Annotated in this window: 14 protein-coding genes; 5 read left to right on the top strand and 9 right to left on the bottom strand. The window is 74.8% G+C overall.

The genetic code is table 11. The features are described from left to right. Window positions 1–14: 14 nt before the first annotated feature. Window positions 15–932, bottom strand: a complete 918-nt coding sequence (locus tag J4709_RS09305; RefSeq protein WP_208239106.1) for a LysR family transcriptional regulator — start codon at window positions 930–932, stop codon at window positions 15–17. A gap of 86 nt (window positions 933–1,018) precedes the next feature. On the opposite strand from J4709_RS09305, the gene J4709_RS09300 reads away from it, so the two are divergent. Both J4709_RS09300 and J4709_RS09295 read left to right on the top strand, forming a co-directional pair. Beyond that, a complete protein-coding gene (locus J4709_RS09300; RefSeq protein ID WP_208239104.1) occupies window positions 1,019–2,389 on the top strand; it encodes an MFS transporter in 1,371 nt (456 codons plus the stop codon). Window positions 2,390–2,407: 18 nt separating this feature from the next. Beyond that, window positions 2,408–2,854, top strand: a complete 447-nt coding sequence (locus J4709_RS09295) for a MarR family winged helix-turn-helix transcriptional regulator (protein WP_208239101.1) — start codon at window positions 2,408–2,410, stop codon at window positions 2,852–2,854. A 39-nt stretch (window positions 2,855–2,893) separates the two neighbouring features. Here J4709_RS09295 and J4709_RS09290 read toward each other — a convergent pair whose 3' ends face one another. From J4709_RS09290 to J4709_RS09275, 4 genes are read right to left on the bottom strand one after another with little or no spacing between them, the layout of a single operon-like run. Further along, window positions 2,894–4,042, bottom strand: coding sequence for an acyl-CoA dehydrogenase family protein (locus J4709_RS09290; protein ID WP_208239314.1), 1,149 nt, complete (start codon window positions 4,040–4,042; stop codon window positions 2,894–2,896). Next, window positions 4,042–4,971 (bottom strand): hydroxymethylglutaryl-CoA lyase, encoded by a 930-nt coding sequence (locus J4709_RS09285; protein WP_208239099.1) that lies wholly within the window; start codon window positions 4,969–4,971, stop codon window positions 4,042–4,044. Before J4709_RS09285 ends, J4709_RS09290 begins: the two co-directional genes overlap by 1 nt. Next, window positions 4,968–6,905, bottom strand: a complete 1,938-nt coding sequence (locus J4709_RS09280) for an ATP-binding protein (RefSeq protein ID WP_208239097.1) — start codon at window positions 6,903–6,905, stop codon at window positions 4,968–4,970. The genes J4709_RS09285 and J4709_RS09280 overlap by 4 nt, the downstream gene beginning before the upstream one ends. Before the next feature lie 8 nt (window positions 6,906–6,913). Then, entirely contained in the window at window positions 6,914–8,527 is a 1,614-nt protein-coding gene (locus tag J4709_RS09275) for a carboxyl transferase domain-containing protein (RefSeq protein WP_208239095.1), read from the bottom strand. Window positions 8,528–8,603: 76 nt separating this feature from the next. Between J4709_RS09275 and J4709_RS09270 the strand changes: the two genes are divergently transcribed. The 3 genes from J4709_RS09270 to J4709_RS09260 all read left to right on the top strand — a co-directional run bounded on the left by J4709_RS09270 (window position 8,604) and on the right by J4709_RS09260 (window position 12,303). Beyond that, the gene (locus J4709_RS09270) at window positions 8,604–9,215 is read left to right on the top strand and encodes a TetR/AcrR family transcriptional regulator (RefSeq protein WP_208239093.1); all 612 of its coding nucleotides are present in this window, start codon (window positions 8,604–8,606) and stop codon (window positions 9,213–9,215) included. 137 nt (window positions 9,216–9,352) lie between these two features. Next, window positions 9,353–10,900, top strand: coding sequence for an AMP-binding protein (locus J4709_RS09265; RefSeq protein WP_208239091.1), 1,548 nt, complete (start codon window positions 9,353–9,355; stop codon window positions 10,898–10,900). Between the two features lie 89 nt (window positions 10,901–10,989). Beyond that, window positions 10,990–12,303 (top strand): phytochrome family protein, encoded by a 1,314-nt coding sequence (locus tag J4709_RS09260; protein ID WP_208239090.1) that lies wholly within the window; start codon window positions 10,990–10,992, stop codon window positions 12,301–12,303. Between the two features lie 111 nt (window positions 12,304–12,414). On the opposite strand, the gene J4709_RS09255 is transcribed toward J4709_RS09260, so the two are convergent. From J4709_RS09255 to J4709_RS09240, 4 genes are all read right to left on the bottom strand, one after another. Then, window positions 12,415–13,131: an adenosylcobinamide amidohydrolase gene (locus J4709_RS09255; RefSeq protein WP_232383186.1), complete on the bottom strand. Its 717-nt coding sequence runs from the start codon at window positions 13,129–13,131 to the stop codon at window positions 12,415–12,417. Beyond that, window positions 13,128–13,898, bottom strand: coding sequence for an ABC transporter ATP-binding protein (locus J4709_RS09250; protein WP_208239088.1), 771 nt, complete (start codon window positions 13,896–13,898; stop codon window positions 13,128–13,130). Before J4709_RS09250 ends, J4709_RS09255 begins: the two co-directional genes overlap by 4 nt. Continuing rightward, window positions 13,895–14,923 (bottom strand): FecCD family ABC transporter permease, encoded by a 1,029-nt coding sequence (locus tag J4709_RS09245; RefSeq protein WP_208239310.1) that lies wholly within the window; start codon window positions 14,921–14,923, stop codon window positions 13,895–13,897. The genes J4709_RS09250 and J4709_RS09245 overlap by 4 nt, the downstream gene beginning before the upstream one ends. 409 nt (window positions 14,924–15,332) lie before the next feature. After that, window positions 15,333–16,250 (bottom strand): ABC transporter substrate-binding protein, encoded by a 918-nt coding sequence (locus J4709_RS09240; RefSeq protein WP_208239086.1) that lies wholly within the window; start codon window positions 16,248–16,250, stop codon window positions 15,333–15,335. Between the last annotated feature and the right edge of the window lie 145 nt (window positions 16,251–16,395).

Genomic DNA, 16,395 nt, shown 5'->3' with positions numbered 1-16,395 from the left:
GCGCCCCGCTCCCGTCAAGCCGGCCGGCCCGGGCCCGCGGCGGCGGACACCAGGCCCGCGGACCTGCGGGCGAGCGCGACGAGCGGCCGGACCAGGGGTTCGGCGCCGGGCCGCCAGCGGGCCTCGATGTGGACGGCGGTGACGTCGTCGACGGCGGGGTCGAGCCGGACGAGGTCGCCCGCGTCGAGCTCGGCGCGGACGGCCATCTCGGGGATGAGCGCGACGCCGCGGCCGAGCGCGGCCATCCGGCGCAGCGCGGCGAGGGAGCCGGTGGCCATGCCGATGCGGGTGTCCGGGCCGAGGGCGCGGCCGTAGCGGCGGGTCAGCATCTCCGACGTGCACTCGGGGTTGACGATGAGGAACTCCGCCGACATCAGCGCGGCGGGGTCCAGCGGCGACGCCTTCGCGAGCGGGTGCTCGGGCGCGGCGACCAGGACGACGCGGTCCTCGTCGACGATCTCGTGCGGGCCGGTGGCGGGGACGCCGTTGTCGTAGACGAACACCAGGTCGAGGCGGCCCGCTTCCAGCCCGGCGGCGAGGAACGCGCGGTCGCCGACGGACAGGTCGACCTCGCAGGCCGTGCCCGGCCCGGCGGCGCCGTGCTGGAAGGCGGCGAGCAGGTCGGTCGTCCACTCGTCGGCGAGGCAGTCGAGGGCGCCGACGCGCAGCCGCGGGGCCACGTCGCGGGCGGCGCGGCGCATCCGGTCCTCCAGGTCGAGGGACTGCACCGCGTAGGGGAGCAGGCGGCGGCCCGCGTCGGTGAGGGCGGTGCCGGTGCTGGTGCGGGCCAGGACGGGGACGCCGAGGTCGTCCTCCAGCCGGCGCAGCTGCGTGCTGAGGCTCGACTGGGCGTAGCCGAGGCGTTCGGCGGCGGCGGAGATGCCGCCGGTCTCCGCCACGGCGACGAAGGCCCGGAGGTAGCGCGAATCCACGCCCGGATTATGCCATCGGACTTTTCGATGGCCCCATCGGATCCACGGCCTGTCGGGCGCGGCGGCCGGCCGCGAGGGTCGTGGCCATGACGATCCTCGACAGCCCACCGGTCCGGCGGGGCGCCCCGGCCCGGTTCGCCGGCCTCGCGGCCGGCAACTTCATGATCGCGATGGACGCGACGATCCTCAACGTGGCGCTGCCCGGCATGGGGCGCGACCTGCACGCGCCCGCGGCGGCGCTGCCGTGGGCGGTGGACGCCTACACGGTGGTCCTCGCCGGGCTGATGCTCGCGTCCGGCTCGGTCGCCGACCGGTGGGGCCCGCGCCGGGTGTACCGGGCGGCGCTCGCCGCGTTCGCCGCCGTCTCGCTGCTCTGCGCCGCGTCGCCCGGCGTCGGCTTCGTGATCGGAGGGCGGGCGCTGCTCGGCGTGCCCGCCGCCGGGCTGGTGCCCGCGTCGATGGCGCTGCTCGCCGCCCTCTACCCCGACCCCGGCGAGCGGTCCCGCCGGATCGGCGCGCTCGTCTCGATCACCGGGCTCGGCATCGTGGCGGGCCCGGTGCTCGGCGGCGCGCTGGTGTCGCTCGCCGGATGGCGGCCGGTGTTCCTGGTGAACGTCCCCGTCGCGGCGCTGGCGCTCGCGGCGTCGCGCGGGCTGAGCGGGCACCGGTCGGGAGCGGCGCGCCCGATCGACCGGGCGGGGCTGCTGCTGTCGGTCGCCGGGCTCACCGCGCTGACGTTCGGGCTGGTGGACGCGGGGACGCGCGGCTGGCTGCGGGTCACGCCCGCGGTCGCGCTGCTCGCCGCGCTCGCCTCCGTCGGGGTGCTCCCGGTGACGCAGCGCAGGGCCGCGTCACCGGTGCTGCCGCCCGCGCTGATGGCGCTGCGCCGGGTCCGCGTGGACCTGGTCGTCGCGGTCGCGTCCCAGCTCGTCTACTACGGCCTGCTGTTCACGCTGACGCAGTGGATGGTGGACGCGCGGGGGATGACCGCTTTGCAGGCGGGGCTGGCGTTCCTGCCGATGACCGTCCCGGTGGCGTTCGTCCCGATGGTCACGGGGCGGCTCGTCGTCCGGTTCGGGGCGCGGCGCGTGATGCTCGCGGGGATGGCGCTCGACGTGCTGGGCGGGCTCGTCCTCGCGGAAGGCGGGACGTCGCTGTGGGCGGTGTTCGCCGTCCAGGTACTGGTCGGGACCGGGAGCCCGCTGGCGATCCCGGCGTGCATCGCCGACATGGCCGCCGCCGTCCCGCTGCGGCTCGCGGCGACGGGGCAGGGCGCGCTCAACGCCGCGCGGCAGACCGGCACCGCGCTCGGCGTGGCGGTCTTCGGCACCTTGGGGACGCTGACCGCGACCGGGTCCGTGCTGGTCGCGGTGGCCGCGGCCACCGTCGCGGCGGCTGGGCTCGCGGGCCGGGCGCGTCCCCGTATTGATCAGGTTGAACTGGACAGGTTGGACTGAATAATTTACCCTGGGTCCATGAGCGACAGCGTCGAGCCCATCTCCCCGTCGGCCGCCCGCGCCGCCCAGGAGGTGCGGGTCGTGTTCAGCCGGCTGCGCCGCAGGCTGCGCGAGATCGGCGGAGCCCACGATCTCACACCGTCGCAGGCGGCGGTGCTCAGCCGGCTGCTCAAGGACGGCGCGACCACCGCCAGCGCGCTGGCCGCCGCCGAGCGGGTCCGCCCGCAGTCCATGGCCGCCACGCTCGGCGCGCTGGAGGAGCGCGGCCTGATCCGCCGCGACCCCGACCCGCAGGACGGCCGCCGCCAGCTCGTCACGCCGAGCGACGCCGGACGCGAATGGGTCGAGGGCTCCCGGCAGGCCCGCGACGAATGGCTGAGCCGCGCCCTCCAGGACCGCTGCACCGAGGAGGAGCGCGAGACGGTCCTGCGCGCCTTCACCGTCCTCGACCGCCTCGTCCAGTGAGCGGGGGAGGGGGCGCGCGCCCCCTCTCCCGCTCCCGCGTCAGGAGGCGGGCAGGCCGAGGGCGCGGGCGATCAGCATCCGCTGGACCTCCGACGTCCCCTCGCCGACCTCCAGGATCTTCGCGTCGCGGTAGAAGCGGCCGACCGCGTACTCGTTCATGAAGCCGTAGCCGCCGAAGACCTGCGTCGCGTCGCGGGCGTTGTCCATCGCCGCGTTCGACGCGACGAGCTTGGCGATCGCCGCCTCCTTCTTGAACGGCTCGCCCGCCAGCATCCTCGCCGCCGCCGCGTAGTAGGCGAGGCGGGCCGTGTGCGCGCGGACCTCCATGTCGGCGATCTTGAACTGCATCGCCTGGTAGCGGCCGATCTCCCGGCCGAACGCCTGCCGCTCGCCCGCGTAGCGCAGGCACTCGTCCACGCAGCCCTGCGCCAGGCCCACCGACAGCGCGGCGATCGCGATCCGGCCCTCGTCCAGGATCCGCAGGAACTGCGCGTAGCCGCGGCCGCGCTCCCCGACGAGGTTCTCCGCCGGGACCCGGACGTCGTCGAACGCCAGCTCCCGGGTGTCCGACGACGACCAGCCGACCTTGGAGTACTTGCGGCCGACCGTGAACCCCGGCGTGCCGCTCGGCACGATGATCGTGGAGATCTCGCCGTCGCCGGTGAACGCGGTGACGGTCACGAACGCGGTGATGTCGGTGCCGGAGTTGGTGATGAACGCCTTCGACCCGTTGATCACCCACGAGTCGCCGTCCAGCCGGGCCGTGGTGCGCATCCCGCCCGGGACGTCCGAGCCGCCGCCCGGCTCGGTCAGCCCGAACCCGGCGAGCTTCTCACCCGAGGTCAGCATCGGCAGCCAGCGCGCCTTCTGCTCGTCCGACCCGAACCGGTAGACCGGCATCGCGCCGAGCGAGACGCCCGCCTCCAGCGTGATCGCCACCGACGAGTCGACCCGCGCCAGCTCCTCCAGCGCCAGGCAGAGCGCGAAGTAGTCGCCGCCCATCCCGCCGTGCTCCTCGGGGAACGGCAGCCCGAACAGCCCCATCTTGCCCATCGCCGCGACGATGTCGTACGGGAACTCGCCGCGCTCGTACAGGTCCCCGATCACCGGGGCGACGGTCTCGCGCGCGAACCGCTCGACGGTGCGCCGCAGCTCCTCCTGCTCGTCGGTGAGCTTGAAGTCGATCATCATTTCTCCGTGGTGGGTGACAGGGCCTGGACGACGCGGGACGGGCTCGGGCGGCCGAGCCGCTCGGCCATCCAGCGGCTGGTGGCGGCGAGCGCCGCGAGGTCGACGCCGGTCTCGACGCCGAGGCCGTCCAGCATCCAGACGAGGTCCTCGGTGGGCAGGTTGCCGGTGGCGCTCTCGGCGTACGGGCAGCCGCCGAGGCCGCCCGCCGAGGCGTCCACGACGGTGACGCCGGCGCGCAGCGCGGCGAGGGTGTTGGCGAGCGCCTGCCCGTAGGTGTCGTGGAAGTGCACGGCGAGCCGGTCGGTGCCGATCCCGGCCGCGACCAGCGCCTCGATCAGCGCGGTGACGTGCCCCGGCGTGCCGACGCCGATCGTGTCGCCGAGGCTGAGCTGGGAGCAGCCGAGCTCCATCATCCGGGACGCGACGGACACGACCTGCTCGATCGGGACATCGCCTTCCCACGGGTCGCCGCACACCATCGACACGTAGGCGCGCACCCACAGGCCCTCGGCGCGCGCGCGTTCCACGACGGGCGCGAACATGGCGAGCGACTCGTCCACGGTCCGGTTGAGGTTGCGGCGGGCGAACGTCTCGGTGGCGCTCCCGAAGATCGCGATCTCGGTGATGCCGTTGGCGAGCGCCCGGTCCAGGCCCCGCTCGTTCGGCACCAGCACCGGGTACCGCAGGTTCCCCGAGCGCGGGAGCACGCCGAGCAGCTCCTCGGCGTCGGCGAGCTGCGGCACCCACTTCGGATGGACGAAGCTCGTCGTCTCGATCGTGGTCAGCCCCGCGCCGGCGAGCCGGGTCACGAACTCCGACTTCACCTCGACCGGGACGATCGCCTTCTCGTTCTGCAGCCCGTCCCGCGGCCCGACCTCGTAGATCGTGACCCGGTCGGGAAGGCCGGGCAGCGGTGTCGCCATCATGCCTCCTCGATCACGGCCAGCACCGCGTCCAGGGCGACCTGGGCGCCCGCGCGGGCCGGCAACTGCGCCACGACACCGGCGCGCGGCGCGGTGACGGTGTGCTCCATCTTCATCGCCTCGACGACGACGAGCGGCTGGCCCTCGTCCACCCGGTCGCCCTCGCCGACCTTGACGGCCAGGACGGTGCCGGGCATCGGGCTGCGCAGCACGCCGTCGCCGGACGCGTCCGCCGCGGCGCCGCCCTCCGCCTTGACGTGCTCGGCGAGCGCCCACGCGTGCCCGTCGCGGCCGAGCCACAGGGTGCGGCCGTCGCGGGCCGCGGTGAACGAGACCGTTCGGCCGCCGTAGGTGAGCGTCGTGCCGGTGAGCGACGCGGCGACCGCCTCGCCGTCGCCGATGGCCACCTGCGCGGACGCGGCGCGGCCCCGCACGCGGACCTCGACGGGCTCGCCGCCGGACGGGGTGATGATCCACGGCGTCCAGGCGTGCGCGCCGGGACGCCAGCCGTCCGGGATCGCCCACGGGTCGCCGTCGGCGGGTTCGAGGGCGAGCATCCGGTCCAGCGCGGCGGCGGCGAGCACCTCCGGCGGCACGCCGCCGCCCGAGGTCAGCTCGTCGAGCGCGCGCTCCACCAGGCCCGTGTCGAGGTCGCCGGACGCGACGGACGGGTGCTTCAGCAGCGCGCGCAGGAACGCCACGTTCGTCGGGACGCCCAGCAGCGTGTACCCGGCGAGCGCGCGGTCGAGCCGGTGCAGCGCCTCCGTGCGGTCCGCGCCGTGGACGATCACCTTCGCCAGCATCGGGTCGTAGGACCCGCCGACCTCCGTCCCGACGCCGAGACCCGAGTCGACGCGGGCGCCCTCCGGCTCGCCGAGCGCCAGGACCGTGCCGCCGGTCGGCAGGAAGCCGCGCGCCGGGTCCTCGGCGTAGACGCGCGCCTCGATCGCATGCCCGTCCAGGCGGACGCCGTCCTGCGCGAACGGCAGCGGCTCGCCGGCCGCGACCCGCAACTGGAGTTCGACCAGGTCAAGGCCGGTGACCAGCTCGGTGACGGGGTGCTCGACCTGCAGCCGGGTGTTCATCTCCATGAAGAAGAACTCGTCGGGGCGGTCGGCGGACACGATGTACTCCACCGTCCCCGCGCCCACGTACCCGACCGCCTGCGCGGCGGCGACGGCGGCGGCGCCCATCCGCGCGCGGGACGCCTCGTCCAGCAGCGGCGACGGCGCCTCCTCGACGATCTTCTGGTGCCGGCGCTGCAGGCTGCACTCGCGCTCGCCCAGGTGGACGGCGTTGCCGTGCGTGTCGGCGAACACCTGGATCTCGATGTGCCGCGGGTTCTCCACGAACCGCTCGGCGAGCAGCGTGTCGTCGCCGAACGAGCCGCGCGCCTCGCGGCGGGCGGACGCGATCGCGTCCGGCAGGTCCGCCGCGTCGCGGACGAGCCGCATGCCCTTGCCGCCGCCGCCCGCCGACGGCTTGAGCAGCACCGGGAGGCCGACCTCCAGCGCGGCGGCCTCCAGCTCGGCGTCCGACAGGCCCGGCTCGTCCCGCCCGGGGACGACCGGGACGCCCGCCGCCGCGACCGTCTGCTTCGCCCGGATCTTGTCGCCCATCGCCTCGATCGCCGACGCGGGCGGCCCGATGAACACCAGCCCCGCGTCGCCGCACGCCCGCGCGAACGCGGTGTTCTCGGCCAGGAACCCGTAGCCGGGATGGACGGCCGCCGCACCCGCCGTCCGCGCGGCGCCGACCACCGCGTCGATGTCGAGGTAGGACGGGACGCGGAGCGCCTCGTCGGCCTCGCGGACGTGGCGGGCGCCCGCGTCCGCATCCGTGTGGACGGCCACCGCGCGGATCCCGAGCCGCCGCAGCGTGCGGAACACGCGGACGGCGATCTCACCCCGGTTGGCGACCAGGACGCTGTCGAACATCAAGTGCCTCACATCCGGAAGACGCCGTAGCCGACCGGCTCCAGCGGTGCGTTGGCGGCGGCGGACAGGCCGAGGCCGAGGACGCGCCGGGTGTCGAGCGGGTCGATCACCCCGTCGTCCCACAGGCGGGCCGTCGAGTAGTACGGGTTGCCCTGCGCCTCGTACTGGTCGCGGATCGGCGCCTTGAACGCCTCCTCGTCCTCGGCGGGCCAGTCCTCGCCGCGGGCGTCCATCTGGTCGCGGCGGACGGTCGCGAGCACGCTCGCGGCCTGCTCGCCGCCCATGACCGAGATGCGGGCGTTCGGCCACATCCACAGGAAGCGCGGCGAGTATGCCCGGCCGCACATCGCGTAGTTGCCCGCGCCGAACGACCCGCCGATGACGACCGTGAACTTCGGGACGCGCGCGCACGACACGGCCGTGACCATCTTCGCGCCGTGCTTGGCGATGCCGCCCGCCTCGTACTCGCGGCCGACCATGAAACCGGTGATGTTCTGCAGGAAGACGAGCGGGACGCTGCGCCGGTCGCACAGCTCGATGAAGTGCGCGCCCTTCTGCGCCGACTCGCCGAACAGGATGCCGTTGTTGGCGATGATCCCGACCGGGTGCCCGTGGATCCGCGCGAACCCGGTGACGAGCGTCGCGCCGTACTCCTTCTTGAACTCCTGGAACCGGCTGCCGTCCACGATCCGCGCGATGACCTCGCGCACGTCGTAGGGGGTGCGCGGATCGGGCGGGACGACCCCGTACAGCTCGGACGGGTCGACCGCCGGCTCCTCCGGCGCCGCCATCTCCCACGGACGGGGCTCGCGCGGGCCGAGCGTGCCGACGATGTCGCGGACGATCCGCAGCGCGTGCGCGTCGTCCTCGGCGAGGTGGTCGGTCACCCCGGACGTGCGGGAGTGCAGCTCGCCGCCGCCCAGCTCCTCCGCCGTGACGATCTCGCCGGTCGCGGCCTTCACCAGCGGCGGGCCGCCGAGGAAGATCGTGCCCTGGCCGCGGACGATCACCGCCTCGTCGCTCATCGCCGGGACGTAGGCGCCGCCCGCCGTGCACGAGCCCAGGACCGCGGCGATCTGCGGGATGCCGCGTCCGGACATGGTCGCCTGGTTGTAGAAGATCCGGCCGAAATGCTCGCGGTCGGGGAACACCTCGTCCTGCCGGGGCAGGAACGCGCCGCCGGAGTCGACCAGGTAGAGGCAGGGGAGGCGATTGTGCAGGGCCACCTCCTGCGCGCGCAGATGCTTCTTGACCGTGACCGGGTAGTACGTCCCGCCCTTCACGGTGGCGTCGTTGGCGACGATCATGCACTCGCGGCCGGACACCCGGCCGACGCCGGTGATGATCCCGGCGCCCGGGGCCTCGTCGCCGTACATGCCGTTCGCGGCGAGGGGGGACAGCTCCAGGAACGGCGAGCCGGGGTCCAGCAGCGTGTCGACCCGGTCGCGGGGGAGCAGCTTGCCGCGCGCGACGTGCCGCTCGCGGGCCCGCTCGGGACCGCCGCGCCCGGCCCGGTCGACGCGGTCGCGCAGCTCGGCCGCCAGCGCCTCGTTGTGCGCGGCGCTCGCCTTGAACGCCTCGCCGGCGGCGTCGGCGAGGCTGCCGATCTCGGGTCCGCTCATGGTCCCCTTCCCAGTTAATGCTCGTTAACAACGCCGATGTTAATGCTCGTTAACAACCTTAGTCTAGACTCCTCTCATGACCTCCTACCCGGCGGCGGCGCCCGGCGACACCGGCGGCGAGCCGCCCCTCGCCGCGGTGAACCCGCGCCGCGCCGAGATCCTCGCCGCGGCGGCCGAGCTGTTCGCCCGCCGCGGCTACCACGGGGCGTCCATCGGCGACGTCGGGCGGGCCGTCGGCCTCACCGGCCCCGCCCTCTACCGGCACTTCAGCGGCAAGGAGGCCGTCCTCGCCGAGATGCTCGTCGACATCAGCGAGCGGCTGCACGCCGAGGGCGTCCGCCGCGCCGCCGACCCCGACCCAGGCCGCGCCCTCGACGCCCTGCTGCGCTGGCACATCGCCTTCTCGCTCGACAACCCCGCGCTCATCACCGTCCACGAGCGCGAACTCGACAACGTCCCCGAGCCGCAGCGCCACGAGGTCCGCCGGCTCCAGCGCGCCTACGTGGAGGAATGGGTCGGCGTGCTGCGGCGGCTGCGCCCCGGCCAGCCCGGCGGGCGCACGCGCGCCGCCGTCCACGCCTGCTTCGGCCTGCTCAACTCCACCCCGCGCAGCGCCGCCGGCCTCGACCGCGACGCGATGGGCGACCTCCTGCGCACCATGGCCCGCGCCGCCCTGGAAGCCGCCTGACGCGACGCGCCGCCGCCGGCCCGTCCGGGACGGGCCGGATTGCGGACGGCCCGCAATCTTGACGCGCCGCCGCCCAGGTGGGTCATATGGGATGAAAGGCCACCCGGTCATCCCACCCCGCCGCAGAGGAGAGCCGCATGGGCGTACAGGGCGTCGGCTTCTACGAGATCGCGAGCAACGACCCGGACCGCCCCGCGATCCTGGCCCCCGGCGTCCCCGTCTCCTACGGCGAGCTGCACGCCGAGGTCAACCGGCTGTCGAACGCGCTGGACGGGCTCGGCCTGCGCCCCGGCGACGCCGTCGCGACCGTCCTCGGCAACCGCCCCGAGTTCCTCACCGTCCTGCTGGCGGCGATGCAGTCCGGGCTCTACATCGTCCCGGTGAGCCGCCACCTGACCGCGCCCGAGATCGGCTACATCCTCGCCGACTCCGGCGCGAAGGCCGTCGTCACCGAGAGCGCGTTCGCGCAGGTCGTCACCGGCGCCGCCGACGAGGCCGGGATCGCCGCGGACCTGCGGGTCAGCGTCGACCCCGCCGAAGGCCACCGCTCCATGGCCGCGCTGTGCGCGTCCGGCAGCGCCGAACCGCCCGGCAAGCGGCGGATGGGCTCCATCATGCTCTACACGTCCGGGACCACCGGGCGCCCCAAGGGCGTGCGGCGCCCGCTGCTCGACGTCCCGCCCGAACTGCTCTTCGACATCATGCGCCGGACGCTCGCGACCCACCTCGGCCTCGAACCCGGCGACGAGGTGCACCTGGCGATCGGGCCGCTCTACCACTCGGCGCCGTGCGTGCACGCGATGATGGCGCTCAACCTCGGCCACGCCGTCGTCGTCGCGTCCCGCTTCGAGCCCGAGCAGACGCTCGGACTCGTCCAGCGGCACGGCGTCACCAACTCCTTCATGGTGCCGACCATGTTCCACCGCATGCTCGCCCTGCCGGACCACGTCCGCGCACGGTACGACCTGTCGTCGCTGCGGCAGGTGTACCACAGCGCGGCGCCGATCCCCGTCGAGACCAAGCAGCGGATGATGGACTGGTGGGGGCCCGTCCTCTACGAGTACTACGGCTCCACCGAGAGCGGCGCCGTCGTCGTCGCCACCCCGCACGACTGGCTCGCCCGCCCCGGGACGGTCGGCCGCGCCGTCGACGGCGTCCGGATCAGGATCCTCGACCCGGAGGGAGCGGAGCTGCCGCCCGGCGAGACCGGCCTCATCTACGCCGCCGGCCAGCCCGGCTTCGAGTACCACGGCGACCCGGGCAAGACCGCCTCCACCATGCGCGGCGAGTTCTACACCCCCGGCGACCTCGGCCACCTCGACGAGGACGGCTGGCTCTACATGAGCGACCGCCGCACCGACCTCATCATCTCCGGCGGCGTGAACATCTACCCGGCCGAGATCGAGTCCGTGCTGCTCCAGCACCCCGCCGTCGGCGACGTCGTCGTCATCGGCGTCCCGGACGAGGACTGGGGGCAGCGCGTCGTCGCGCTCGTCGAGCCCGCCGAGGGCGCCGTCGCCGGTGACGACCTCGCCGCCGACCTGCTCGCGCACTGCGAGCCGCGCCTCGCCCGGCTCAAGCACCCGCGCCGGCTGGAGTTCCGCGCGTCGCTGCCGCGCACCCCGTCCGGCAAGCTCAGCCGCAGCCGCGTGCGGGACGCCTACCTGCGGGAACAGGCGGGATAGGCGGCCGCGGGCCGCCTGCAGGGGAGGGGCGCCGCACTTCGCCGGCGGGACCGTCGAACGATCCCGCGGCGCGCCGCGTACAACGGCACATGGAAGACCAGAAGGTCGCCCCGCTCGACAACGCCCCGACCCCTGCCGCCCCGACGTTGACCGACCTTCCCGTGATCACGGACCCCGGCTTCTACACCGACCCCGCGTACTCCGCGCAGAGCGTCCCGCCCGAGGACGCAGCCGCCCCCGGCACCGGGCTCGACACCGCCCCCGGCACCGGGTTCGACACCGCCCCCGGCACCGGGCTCGACACCGTCCCCCGCGACGGGACCGCCCGCCCCGGCGGCCCGGTCGCGGTCTGGCCGTGCGCCGGCTGCGGCAGGCCCGTGCCGCAGCCGGTGCGCGGCGCCCGCACCGTCCGCTACTGCCAGGACGGCGCCGGCGCATGCGAGCGCGCCGCGCACGAGCAGCGCGAACATGCCCGCGAGACCCCCGGCCTCACCGGCCAAGTCGCCTGGACGTGGGAGATGGTCGAGCGGCTGGAGGCCGTCGCCGACCGGCTCGCCGGGTCGCTGGTCTCCGAGCTGGGCGTCGCCGGGGTCGAGCGGCGCGTCGCCGACGCCCGCGCCGACGCCGCCGGGCAGATCGCCGTCGCCCAGCGCGAGCGCGACGCCTCCCAGCACCAGGCCGAGGCCGCCTGGCGCGAGACCGCGTCCGCCCGCGCCCGCGCGGACTCCGCCGAAGGCGAGGCCGCCGCGGCCCGCGCCGCCGCCGAGCAGGCAGCCGCCGAACGCGACACCGCCCGGCGCGAGGGCCTCGACGCCAAGGACACCGCGGACGCCGCCGTCGCCGCGCGGCTGGCCGCCGAACGCGACCGTGACCGCGTCGCCTCCCGCGAGGGCGAGCTGCTCGCCGCGCTCGAGACCGCCCGGACGGAACTCGTCGGCCTGCACGGCCGGCTGTCGGAGGCCGAGACCCTCGTCGAGGGCCAGCGGATCGAGGCCGCCGCCGCGCGGCGCGCCGCCGACGACCTGCGCGCCGCCGTCCGCGACGCCGAGACCCAGCGCGGCCAGGCCGTCGCCGACCGCGACCAGATCCAGGCGCGCGCCCGCGACGTCGACGAGCGCAACCGGGACATCTCGCGCGCCAACGAGGAGCTGCGCGCCGCCGTCCAGGCCCTCACCGCCGAACGCGACGCCGCGCGCGCCGAGGCCGACCGCGCCCGCCGCCGCGTCGACGCGCTCACCCGCCCGGCGGACCCGCGCCCGGACGGCCGCCCCGCCGCCGACCGCGAACCGCCGACCGGCCTGCACCCCCTGCCGCCGCTGAACGGGTCGCGGCCGAACGGGTCCTCGCTGGACGGAACCGACCCGCTCGCGGTCAACGGACACCGTCTTCCCCACGCCGGCTGACCACCGGCCGGAGAACCGACGACGAGGAGGTGATGCCCCTCACCCACACGGCACTGGCCCTGAACCGGCCGCCGCACCGCACCGGGGTGGTGGGGCGGCCGGTACGCCGGGCTAGGACGGCCGGGTGCGCAGGTACTCGGTGTAGTCCAGCGCGCCCGCGCGGACCGCCGCGTGCACGGCCCGCGCGATCCGTGCGCCCCACGTCGAGCGGGGCCCGGCGAACGGCTCTTGCGCGCCCGAAGTGTGCGCCGCCACGCAGATCGCGTCGGACGCGGTGCCCGTGCACGGGTAACCCGCCTCCAGGAGCGCCTGCGTCTTGGCCTCCGTCGCGGTCACCACCGCGTTCACCAGCGCGGCGTCGCTCAACGCCACCGGAACCGCGACGACGATGTTGATCGTCCCCGGCCGCCGCGTCGTCTCGGGCGCGGGCTCCCGCGCCGGTGGCGGCACGTCCATGTGGAGCGGCGCCAGTTCCGGATCGGCGGCCCCTTCCGGTGCCGCCGCCCACGTCGGCACGCGGAGCCCGACCGTCGCCGAGACCGCGACGCCACCGTCCTCACGGCGCATCGTCCGCGCTACGGACGCCGCCGTCAGCATGCCGACGCCCGGGCCGTCCAGGCCCAACGACGCCGCCAGCTCCTCCAGATGGACGACCGGGTCCGTCCGCGCGTACCGGCCGCGGACCTGCGCGTTCAGCACCCAGTTCACGGGCCCGATCCCGCCGCCGAGCATCGCCGACGACACCGCCCGCCACCCGCCGCCCGCGCGCCACACCGTCGCGGCGAGCCGCGCGCCGTCCTCGTCCCGCCAGGTCGTCTCGACGTTCAAGGGCGCTCCAGGGACAGCAGGGGCCGGCCGTCCGGCCCGGGAAGGACGTGCACGCGGGCGTCGAAGTGCTCCTGGATCGCCGCCCTCGTCAAAACCTTCGCGGGCGCGCCCGCCGCCGCCACCCGGCCGCCCGACAGCAGCACCAGGTCGTCGGCGTACTGCCCGGCGAGCGTCAGGTCGTGGATCGTCGTCACGACCGTCAGCCCGTCCGACAGCCGGAGCTGGTCGATCAGCTCCATCACCTGCTGCTGGTGCCCGATGTCGAGCGCGGTCGTCGGCTCGTCCAGCAACAGAACCGACGTCTGCTGCGCCAGCGCGCGCGCCAGCACCACGCGCTGCCGCTCGCCGCCGGACAGATGGTCCAGCGGACGGTCCGCCAGCCCGGTCAGGTCGAGACGGTCCAGGACCTCGCCCGCGATGGCGCGATCGCGCGCGCTCTCCCGGCCCAGATGCGGGATGTACGGCGACCGCCCCAGCAGCGTGTAGTCGAATACCGACATCCCGACCGGAAGGTTCGGGCTCTGCGGCGCGTACGCGACCAGCCGGGCGCGCTGCCGCGGCTTCATGGCCGCCAGGTCCGCGCCCGCCACCCCGATCTCACCCGCGCACGGCAGCAGCCCGAGCACCGCCCGCAGCAGCGTGGACTTCCCCGCCCCGTTCGGCCCGATCACCGCCGTCCACGACCCCGCCGGAACCTCCAGCGACACCCCCTTCAGCACCGGACGCCCGCCCAGCGACACGTCCAGGCCCCGCACCGCGACCGTCACGTCTCCACCTGCCGCCGGCTCGCCCGCAGCACCGCCACGAAGAACGGCCCGCCGACGAACGCCGTCACCACGCCGAGCGGTAGCTCGCCCGGCGCGATCACCGTCCGGGCCACCAGGTCGGCCAGCTCCAGGAACGCCGCCCCGCCGAGCAGCGACAGCGGCAGCACCACCCGGTACGACCCGCCCGCCAGCCGCCGCACCGCGTGCGGCACCACGATCCCGACGAACCCGATCAGCCCGCTCACCGCCACCGCGGTCGCCGTCGCCAGCGACGCCGCCAGCAGCACGGTCAGCCTGACACGCGCCGCCGACAATCCGAGCGACGCCGCCTCCTCGTCGCCGACGCTCAGCACGTCCAGCAGCCGCCCGTGCGCGAGCAGCACCACCGTCGAGACCAGCGAATACGGCGCCACGAGCGCCAGCTGATGCCAGTCCGCCGAACCGACGCCGCCGAGGATCCACGAGTAGATCCGCTGCAGCTCCTCCGCCTTCACCTGCTGCATGAACGTCTGCACCGCCGACAGGAACGACGAGACCGCCACCCCCGCCAGCACCAGCGTCGCCGCCCGGTTCCCCCGCCCGGCCGCGCTGCCCAGCGCGTACGCCATCGCCACCCCGAGGAGCGCGCCCGCGAACGCCGCCAGCGGCACCCCGTATCCCGGGTCGCCCGGCACCACCACGATCACGAGCGTCGCCCCGACGCCCGCGCCCGCCGCCGCGCCGAGCAGGTACGGATCGGCCAGCGGATTGCGGAACACCCCCTGGTATCCCGCGCCCGCCATCGACAGCATCCCGCCGACCAGCGCCGCCATCAGCACCCGCGGCACCCGCAGCTGGAACAGCACGTTCTCGTCGACGACGCTGAACCCGCTGTCGACGTGCACGAACGGGACCTTGTCGGCGAGCGCCGCCAGGATCCCCGAGACCGGCAGCCCGGCCGCGCCCACCACCAGGCCCGCCAGCAGCGTCGCCGCCAGCAGGACCAGCGCCACGACCAGCGGCAACGGCCGCAACCGACCCCGCACCCGAGGCCCGGCCCCCGGCCCCGCCAGGACGTCTCCGCGCCGCCGCGCGGAGACGTCCCTCGCGTCCTGCGGGACGTCCTCAGCGTCCTGCGGGACATCGCTCGCGTCTTGTGGGACGTCTTCCCCGTCCTCCCGGACGTCTTGCGCGCCCTGCGAGACGCCTTTCGTGTCCTGCGGGACGTTCTCCGCGTTCTGCGGGACGTCTTTCGCGGCCCCTTGGACGTCCTTGACGTCCTGTGGGACGTCCGCCGTGTCCTGCAAGACGTCCTTTGCGTCCTGCGGGACGTCCTGCTTTCGCGCCGGGGCCTTCTCGGGACGTGCCGGGACGTCCCCGGGCGCGTCCTCGCGGACGGCCGGGGACGGCTCGCGGTCGGGGGGCGTCACGGGCGGGGGTCCTTCGGGGCGGCGGTCAACGCGTCTTCTGCACCGCGTCGCCGATCGCCTTCACGAACTGCGGCAGGCGCGGGCCCCAGCGGGACGCGAGGTCGTCGTCCAGCGGCACGACGCCGCCGTCCTTGACGGCCTTCAGGCTCTGGAAGCCGGGCCGCTTGGCGAGCGCGGCGGCGTTCTGCCCGCAGCACTTGGTGTCGGCCAGGAAGATCAGGTCCGGGTCCTTCTTGACGAGGTACTCGCGGGACAGTTGCGGGTACCCGCCGCTCGCCTTGTCCGCGGCGTCCGCGACGTTGCGCAGCCCGAACAGGCCGTAGACCTGCCCGGCGAACGTCTGCGACGTCACCGTGTGGAGCTCGTTGTCAAGCTCGTGGTAGTAGGTGAGGCCCTTGCCCTTGGTGGACGCGGCGACGGTCTTCTGGATGTCGGCGCGCATCCCATCGGTGACCTTCTTGGCCTCGGCGGCGTGCCCGGTGGCGAGGCCCAGGTCGGTGATCTCGTCGTAGGCGTCGTCGAGCTTCTCTGCGGCCGGTTCCAGCAGCACGGGGATCTTGACCTTCTCCAGCGCCTTGACGATGCCGTCCATGTCGTTGGACAGGACGACGAGGTCGGGCCGGTACTTGACGACCGCCTCGGCGTTCGGCTTGAAGGCGGAAAGCTGCGTGCGGGGCGCGTTGGACGGGTAGTCCGACAGGCCGTCGACGGCGACGACCTGAGAGCCGGCGCCGATGGCGAACAGCGTCTCGGTGTGCGTGGGGGACAGCGACACGATCCGCTTCGGGTGGGCGGGAACGCTCACCGCGCCGTTCCCGGCCTGGACGGTGACGGTCTTCGCGCCGCCGTCCGCCGTCTTGGTCTTGCCGTCGCCGCCGCATCCGGCGGCGAGCGTCACGGCGGCGGTCACGATGGCCGCGCCGAGGACGCGCACGGGTCTCACAGGAGCCTCCTGGCTGCAGGGAAGCCGCGGCCCGTCATGACGGATCGCCCTTCCACGAGGTCGAGAGTCGTCGGCGCGCGCGGAGGCGACCTGGCTCGGCCTCTTCGACAGGGGCACCACAGTTGCGGGACAGCGCCGGGTTCAC

Source organism: Actinomadura violacea, from assembly GCF_017573465.1.
GTDB lineage: Bacteria > Actinomycetota > Actinomycetes > Streptosporangiales > Streptosporangiaceae > Spirillospora > Spirillospora violacea.
This window is presented reverse-complemented; position numbering and strand designations above follow the sequence as displayed.

Excerpts from the sequence above, each read along its gene's own strand:
- J4709_RS09300 (WP_208239104.1), top strand. The coding sequence starts at position 1,019 with ATGACGATCCTCGACAGCCCACCGGTCCGGCGGGGCGCCCCGGCCCGG.
- J4709_RS09295 (WP_208239101.1), top strand. The coding sequence starts at position 2,408 with ATGAGCGACAGCGTCGAGCCCATCTCCCCGTCGGCCGCCCGCGCCGCC.
- J4709_RS09290 (WP_208239314.1), bottom strand. The coding sequence starts at position 4,042 with ATGATCGACTTCAAGCTCACCGACGAGCAGGAGGAGCTGCGGCGCACC.
- J4709_RS09285 (WP_208239099.1), bottom strand. The coding sequence starts at position 4,971 with ATGATGGCGACACCGCTGCCCGGCCTTCCCGACCGGGTCACGATCTAC.
- J4709_RS09280 (WP_208239097.1), bottom strand. The coding sequence starts at position 6,905 with ATGTTCGACAGCGTCCTGGTCGCCAACCGGGGTGAGATCGCCGTCCGC.
- J4709_RS09275 (WP_208239095.1), bottom strand. The coding sequence starts at position 8,527 with ATGAGCGGACCCGAGATCGGCAGCCTCGCCGACGCCGCCGGCGAGGCG.
- J4709_RS09270 (WP_208239093.1), top strand. The coding sequence starts at position 8,604 with ATGACCTCCTACCCGGCGGCGGCGCCCGGCGACACCGGCGGCGAGCCG.
- J4709_RS09265 (WP_208239091.1), top strand. The coding sequence starts at position 9,353 with ATGGGCGTACAGGGCGTCGGCTTCTACGAGATCGCGAGCAACGACCCG.
- J4709_RS09260 (WP_208239090.1), top strand. The coding sequence starts at position 10,990 with ATGGAAGACCAGAAGGTCGCCCCGCTCGACAACGCCCCGACCCCTGCC.